Origin of the sequence: Poseidonocella sp. HB161398 (assembly GCF_005870025.1) — a bacterium.
Classification (GTDB): domain Bacteria; phylum Pseudomonadota; class Alphaproteobacteria; order Rhodobacterales; family Rhodobacteraceae; genus Mangrovicoccus.
Map to the genome: position 1 here is coordinate 36,048 of NZ_VATA01000054.1, position 6,865 is coordinate 42,912.

At 69.0% G+C, this 6,865-nt stretch carries 7 protein-coding genes; 1 reads left to right on the top strand and 6 read right to left on the bottom strand.

Annotated elements, in window-relative coordinates:
• Positions 1-7 precede the first annotated feature (7 nt).
• The 6 genes from torT to FGX59_RS28180 all read right to left on the bottom strand — a co-directional run bounded on the left by torT (position 8) and on the right by FGX59_RS28180 (position 6,440).
• Positions 8-1,069, bottom strand: a complete 1,062-nt coding sequence (gene torT, locus FGX59_RS28155) for a TMAO reductase system periplasmic protein TorT (RefSeq protein ID WP_138470629.1) — start codon at positions 1,067-1,069, stop codon at positions 8-10.
• A 77-nt stretch (positions 1,070-1,146) separates the two neighbouring features.
• Positions 1,147-2,502 (bottom strand): aminotransferase, encoded by a 1,356-nt coding sequence (locus FGX59_RS28160; RefSeq protein WP_138470631.1) that lies wholly within the window; start codon positions 2,500-2,502, stop codon positions 1,147-1,149.
• Positions 2,503-2,700: 198 nt separating this feature from the next.
• Complete coding sequence (locus FGX59_RS28165) at positions 2,701-3,396, bottom strand: GntR family transcriptional regulator (protein ID WP_206078456.1); 696 nt, start codon at positions 3,394-3,396, stop codon at positions 2,701-2,703.
• Between the two features lie 34 nt (positions 3,397-3,430).
• Complete coding sequence (locus tag FGX59_RS28170; protein WP_206078457.1) at positions 3,431-4,687, bottom strand: aspartate aminotransferase family protein; 1,257 nt, start codon at positions 4,685-4,687, stop codon at positions 3,431-3,433.
• Positions 4,684-5,676, bottom strand: a complete 993-nt coding sequence (locus FGX59_RS28175; RefSeq protein WP_138470633.1) for a phosphotransferase — start codon at positions 5,674-5,676, stop codon at positions 4,684-4,686. The genes FGX59_RS28170 and FGX59_RS28175 overlap by 4 nt, the downstream gene beginning before the upstream one ends.
• Positions 5,677-6,158: 482 nt before the next feature.
• Complete coding sequence (locus FGX59_RS28180) at positions 6,159-6,440, bottom strand: hypothetical protein (RefSeq protein ID WP_138470635.1); 282 nt, start codon at positions 6,438-6,440, stop codon at positions 6,159-6,161.
• A gap of 68 nt (positions 6,441-6,508) precedes the next feature.
• On the opposite strand from FGX59_RS28180, the gene FGX59_RS28185 reads away from it, so the two are divergent.
• Positions 6,509-6,865 (top strand): helix-turn-helix domain-containing protein (locus tag FGX59_RS28185; protein ID WP_171060868.1); only part of this gene is annotated, 357 nt, incomplete at its 3' end.

Below are 6,865 nucleotides of genomic sequence, written 5' to 3' on the forward strand. Positions count from 1 at the left end.
GGCCGGATCAATCGACCGAGAAGACCGGCTGGAAGCCCTCGGGGGCGAAGATCTGCGTGGTGTCGAAGCTGTCGATATTGTCGGCCGTGACCATGCCCGGCGTGACCAGCAGGATCTGCTCGTACTCCTTGCCCTCGAGCGCGCGCACCGCCAGGTCGACGCTGATCCGGCCCATCATCACCGGGTATTCGGTGGCGAAGGCCTTGACGTCGCCGTCCTTGACGAAGCGCAGCATCTGCTGGTTCTCGTAGGAGGCGACGATCAGCGCGTCGTCGAGCCCGGCATCGGCCACCGCGCCGATCGCGGCCTCGGCCGTGGGCGCGCCGCCCCAGATCACCTTCAGGTCGGGATAGGTCTGCAGCGCGTCCTCGACCAGGCGCAGCTGGGCGGGCACGCTGGCCTCGCCGTACATCTCGGCGACGAGGTCGATATTGCTGTCCTTCACCGAGTCGCGGTAGCCCGACATGTAGGTCTCGGCCCAGCCCGAGCCCTGCGGCCCGGGGAAGCCCACCGAGACCGCGCTTTCGCCGTCGAGATATTCCTTGGCGAATTCGCCGGTCTGGAAGCCCTTCTGGTAGAAATCCGGCGTGATCCGCGCGGTGATCGGCGTGTCGAGGATCGGGTTGGCAACCGCGATATTGACGATGCCCTTCTCCATGCCCTCGCCGATCTTGGCGGCGACGCCCGCCTCGGAGATCGCGCCGATCAGGATCGCGTCGGCGCCCGAGGCCACGCAGTCGTCATATTGCGAGATCTGGCGCGGCAGGTTGGAATAGCCGCCCGCCTGGTATACGCTCATAGCGACGCCCTGGCGGCGGGCCTCCTCGACCAGGCCGTAATTGACCGAAACCCAGTAGCTGTCCTGCAGATGCGGCAGCAGCACGCAGAGCTTGAACTTCTGGTCGGCCTTTTCCAGCGGTTCGTACTCGATGCTTTCGACCGCCTCCAGATCGCCGCCCTTGGCCGCCTCGATGGCGAAGGGCCACCAGGGCGCGGCGTCCTGGGCCAGCGCGGCCTGCCCGGCCAGCAGGGCGGTTCCGGAAAGGAGGAAAAGTAGCTTCGCGTTCATGTCAGACTCCATGTCGGGGGAAGGCGGGGCCGGTTGCTCCGGCTCTCCGGGTTGTGTCGGGGACGGCGCCCGCAAGCTCAGGCGGTCTCCAGCGCGAGCGCCGCGATCGTGTCGCGCAGGCAGCCCAGCACCGTGTCGAGCTCGTCTCGGGGGATCATCATCGGCGGGCAGAGCGCGATCGCGTCGCCCATGGCGCGGACGATGACCCCGGCCGCCTGCATCCGGTCGCGGACCATGGGGCCTGCCTCGCCGGGCGCCAGCCCGGCCGCAGCTGCGTCCAGCTCGACCGCCGCCATCAGCCCGATGCCGCGGGTCTGGGCGACCGCGGGCAGCGCGGCAAGCTCCGCCACCTGCGACTGCATCGACGCGCCGAGCCGGGCGGCCCGCGCCACCAGGCCGCGTTCCTCGATGATGTCGAGCGTCTCCAGCGCCACAGCGCAGGGCACCGGATGGCCGCCCGAGGTCAGCCCGTGGCCGAAGCTGCCCTGGCGCTCGCTCTCGTCGGCGACGGGCTCGAAGACCGCGTCATTCATCATCACGGCGGCGATCGGCTGGTAGCCCGAGGCGAGCTGCTTCGACAGGATCATGATGTCCGGGCGCAGGCCGCAGGCCTCGGAGCCGAACATCCGCCCGGTCCGCCCGAAGCCGCAGATCACCTCGTCGGCGACCAGCAGGATGCCGTGGCGCGCCAGCACCGCCTGGATCTTCTCCCAGTAGGTCGCGGGCGGCACGATCACCCCCGCCGCGCCCATGACCGGCTCCGCCCAGAAGGCGGCCACCGTCTCGGGCCCCTCGCCCTGGATCATCGCCTCGAGTTCCTCGGCCAGGCGGGTGGCGAAGGCCTCCTCGCTCTCGCCGGGGCGGCCCTCGCGGAAATGGTCGGGACAGGTCGCGTGCAGGAAGCCCGGCAGCGGCAGGTCGAAGGAGGCATGGTTGACCGGCAGGCCGGTCAGGCTGGCCGCGCCCATCGTCACGCCGTGGAAGCCGCGGTGCCGCGCGATGATCTTCTTGCGCGCGGGCTGCCCCAGCGCGTTCGAGCGGTAGCGCACCAGCTTGACCGCCGTGTCATTCGCCTCCGAGCCCGAGCTGGCGAAGAAGACCTTGCTCATCGGCACCGGCGCCATCCGCACCAGCCGCTCGGCCAGCTCGACCGCCGGGGCCGAGGCCTTGTGGCTGAAGCCGTGATAGTAAGGCAGCTCCAGCATCTGCCGGTAGGCCGCCTCCGCGAGCCGCGGCTCGGAAAAGCCCAGCCCGGCGCACCAGAGCCCCGACATCGCCTCGATATAGCGCCGGCCGGACGTGTCGATCACTCCGGCGCCGTCGCCCTTGGCGATGACCAGCGGGCCGGTGCGCTGATGGCTGCGCGCGGGCGTGGAGGGATGGAGCTGGTAGAGGATGTCCCGGGCTTCGAGAGAGTTCGGATTGCCGTCCACGGCACGTCTCCTGACTGTTCCGAGTCACAACGTGCATTTTATAAATTATACGCGTCAATCACCTTTTTGCGGCAGCGCGGCAAATTCCGGCGCAAGCCACTGGAATCACCCGACTCTCCCGGCAGGAGAGTGCCGCCCGCAGGCGGGGTGCAGAAAATTTAGGCTGGAATGTCGGTAACTTGGGCGCTGGCTGGCGCGCTATTCCACCGAATAGCCGGGATGCGCCTCGAGAAAGCGCAGGAAGTCCTCGCCGCCATCGATGATGTCGCGCCGCAGCGCGCGCCGCGCCGCCTCGGCATCGCCCGCCTCGATTGCCCGGATGATGGTCAGATGCGCCTCCGCCCCGTAGTAGCGGCGGTCGCCATTGGCGAAGAAGGCGGTCAGCATCGGCCCCATCGAGACCCAGAGACTCTCGATATGCGAGGCGAGCAGCGGCATGCCGGGGATGCGGTAGACCGCGAAATGGAATTCCCGGTTGGTCTCGTAGGCGGCAGCCAGATCGGGCGAGGCATCCATCTGCACGTAATCGGCATGGATCGCGTGCAGCCGCTCGATATCGGCCTTGCCCGCGCGCTCTGCCGCCAGCGCCGCCGCGAGCCCCTCGAGCTCCAGCCGCATCATCCGCACTTCCATGTAGCGCTCCAGCGTCATCGGCGGCACGATCGCGAAGCGCCCGGATTTCAGGATCAGCCCGCCCTCGGCCACGAGCCGCATGCAGGCCTCGCGCACCGGGGTGATCGACGTGCCCATCTGCGAGGCCAGTTCCTGCATGATCAGCCGCTGGCCGGGACGGAACTTGCCGGAGGTCAGCCCCTCGCGCAGGGCGATATAGGCGCGCGACGAGAGGCTGCCCTGGACGAGCGGCTCGATGGCGTTGCGGGGCTGTCGTGTCAATGTCTTCGCGGCTCCGGAGCTAGGGTCGGCGGGGTCAGGTGGACAGCGCCCGGTCCAGGCCCGAGAGGAGCTCGTCGCAGTCGCGGTCCGAGAAGCATAGCGGCGGGCGCAGCTTGAGGCACTGGTTCTCTGCGCCGCACAGCCCGGCGAGGATGCCGAGCTGGCGCAGGCGGTTCTGCAGCGCCGCCGCGCGTGGTCCGTCGGGGCGGCCGGACGGGGCCGAGACGACCTCCAGCGTGGCATAGAGCCCGGCGCCGCGCACATCGCCGATCCCTGCGCGCCCCGCCGCGATCTGGCGCAGCCCGTCGAGAAGCTGGCGCCCGGTCGCTTCGGCGCGCTGCATCAGCCCTTCGTCGCGGATCACGTCGAGCACCGCCAGCCCGACCGCCGCCGAGACCGGATTGCCGCCGAACGTGTTGAAATAGCGGGTTTCCCTGCCGAAGCGTTCTAGCAGATCGGGCCGCGCCGCCATGGCCGCCAGCGGATGGCCGCCGCCCAGCGGCTTGCCCATGGTGACGATGTCGGGCACCAGGCCGTGGCGCTCGAAGGCCCACATGCTGCCGCCTGGGCGCCCCAGGCCCGACTGCACCTCGTCGGCGATGAAGAGCCCGCCCGCGCGGCGCACCGCCTCCACCGCCCCGGCATAGATCCCGGGCGTTCCGGGATGCAGCCCGTCGCTGGCGAAGACCGTGTCGAAGAGGATCGCGGCGGGGCGGATCCCCTCGGCGGCGAGGCTGTCGACCGCTGCCTCGGCCGCGGCCGCCATCGCCTGCCCCGGATCGGCCAGGCGGAAGGCGTCCGGCGCCGGGATGGTCCGCACATGCCGCCCGAGCGGGGCGCCCGCGCCGAGCGACGGCGACATCTCCGCCAGCGCCAGGGTGACGCCGTGATAGGCATGGGCCGTGACGATCACCCCGGTGCCGCCGGTCGCGCAGCGCGCAACCCGCAGCGCCAGGTCATTGGCCTCGCTGCCGGTGCAGGTCAGCATGACCTGGCCCAGCTCCGGCGGCAGGGTGCCGACAAGCCTTTCGGCATAGGCGACAACGTTTTCATGCAGATAGCGGGTATGGGTGTTCAGCGCCCCGGCCTGCTCGGCCAGCGCGGCGACAACGCGCGGATGGCAGTGCCCGACCGAGGGCACGTTGTTGTAGGCGTCGAGATAGCGCCGTCCCTCGCGGTCCCAGACCTCGGCCCCGCGGCCGCGCACCAGATGCAGCGGCTCGTCGTAGAAGAGCCGGTAGGCCGGGCCGAGCACCGCCTCCCGGCGCGCCATCAGATCCGCGCCGCTCATGCCGCCGCCCCGTCGATGGCGGTCAGCAGCGCCACCGCCTGGCGGCTGCTGCGCAGGATGTAGTCGCGGTTCTCGGGGAACATCTGCGCGCGCCAGTAGGGCAGCACGATCCGCGCCGCCAGCCGCGCCCGCACCAGGAGCGGCAGGGCCGCGCGCTCCGCCGGCAGCAATGGCTGGACGCGTTCATAGCCCTCGGCCAGCTCGGCGACCTGGTCCCCGAACGCCGTCCCGTCGATGAAATAGCTCGCCGCCACGGCCAGATCCGCAATGCGCGGCGCCAGGACGGCATCGCCGAAATCGATGATGCCGGTGATCCTGACGCCCGTCCCGGCATCGGCCAGCAGGTTGCTCGGGCTCAGATCGCCATGGATGACCTGCCGCGGCAGCGCCGCGAGCACCTCGCGTCTGGCGGCCATCTCCGCGAGGACCGGCCCGACGGCGTGGCGCAGAGCCGGCGGCAGCAGCTCCAGAAGCGGCGCCAGGCGCGGCAGCTGCATCACGTCCCAGAGGAGGATGCGGTCGGCGGCCGGGTCGCGGAAGTCCTTCAGAGCGCAGTGGAGCTCGGCCGCGACCCGCCCCGCCTCCCGCCGGAGCGGGGCAGAGGGCGGCCCCGGCATGCGCCCGTCGAGGCAGGTGATCAGGATCGCGACCCCGCCCTCGCCCTCGCATTCCGCCCCGCCGCCCAGAGCAGGCACCAGCCGCGGCACGGGCAGGCCCGGCGCGGCGGTTTCCAGATGGCGCAGGAGCCCGGTCTGGAAGGCACGGCCGCGCGGATCCTCGGTCGCGTTGAAGACCTTGAAGACGCCGCGGAAGCCGTCAGCGCTGCGGGCCAGGAAATTCAGGTCGCGCTCGCCGCCGAGCAGATCGGCCCGCGCCTCGCACCCCCAGCCCTGCCGCAGCCGCGCTTCGGCCTGCGCGGCCGACAGGACCGGCCGCGGCACGCGCAGGCTCCGCGCGATCTCTTCGAAGCCGGGAATCTCTGCTGTCACTCGCCTGCCCTCGGTTGCGTCATTTTATTATTTATAAATTGTAAGCACTATCAAGCCGATTTTCGGACCGGACGGCACGAGCGGCTTTGCTGCAGACACCGGCGCCGGAACGGAATACCCCTTTCGCCAGTCAAAGTTCGACCACGGGTTCGATCTTGGCGGTGCCGATGCGTTGAAGCAGGTCATGACCGCAATTCGGAGAAGATCTCGGCGGTCAGGGGCTATCGAGGCGATCCCTTCGCCGAAGGTCTTCAGGCACCGCTTCTTCGCCTCGCCCCTGCTCCGGACATCGCAGCCCGACTGCCGATTCCGGACCGTCCGTCGGAGGCGCCGCGTCACCGGCAGAATGCCGTTGCGCGCGAGCGCAGCCGGAGAATGCATTTTCTAACAGGATGCTGAAAAAGTCCGTTTGGCCGAGGAGCTGGGGGCAAAACTGGAACAATCGTCCTGAAAGCGGCTGGACTTGCCCATCCCTGAAGAAATCACCTGACCAGGTCCGGAACGAATTCCTCCACGACGAGGCCTTGGTTTCCTTTTTCAGCAGCCTGCGAAAGGCAGCCGCTCTTCCTCATCGGAATGTCTCCGGTGCCTCCGCGCGCCAGATCGCTGGATGGCGCCGGCGAGTGCCGAAGACCTCGTCCCCGGTGACGGCCGATCTGCACGTCGCCGGAAATACGGACCGGGAGTTCCTGCAGAACCGGGATGCCGCCCTCGCGGCTGGAGGTGACGTCTTCCGCCCGCATGTCGCCCAGTGCCGCATCCATAGCCAGATGGACCTAGTCACCTGGAACTAAAGTTTGTATCATTATTCTGCCTGATGCGGGAGGATGTGATGGGTGGCCGTGTTGCTGTTCCAATTGATCTCAGCGACGAGGAACGCTCATTCCTCGAATCCCAGCTTCGCAGGCACAAGGCGGCCCGATCACTTTCGGACCGCTGCCGCATCGTCCTGCGATGCGCCGAAGGGATGTCCAACAAGGAGATCGCCGTCTCACTCGGCCACAGCCAGCACACGGTGGGCAAATGGCGCCGCCGCTTTGCGGAGCAGAGGCTCGAGGGGCTTTCCGATGAATACCGTGAAGGCCGTCCACGCACGGTTTCGGACGAACAGGTGGCGGAGGTCATCAAGAGGACGCTGGAAAGCACGCCCCGGGACGCGACACACTGGTCGATCCGGTCGATGGCTGCG

Coding starts and splice junctions, on each gene's coding strand:
- torT (WP_138470629.1), bottom strand. CDS start 1,069: ATGAACGCGAAGCTACTTTTCCTCCTTTCCGGAACCGCCCTGCTGGCC.
- FGX59_RS28170 (WP_206078457.1), bottom strand. CDS start 4,687: ATGAGCGGCGCGGATCTGATGGCGCGCCGGGAGGCGGTGCTCGGCCCG.
- FGX59_RS28180 (WP_138470635.1), bottom strand. CDS start 6,440: ATGGATGCGGCACTGGGCGACATGCGGGCGGAAGACGTCACCTCCAGC.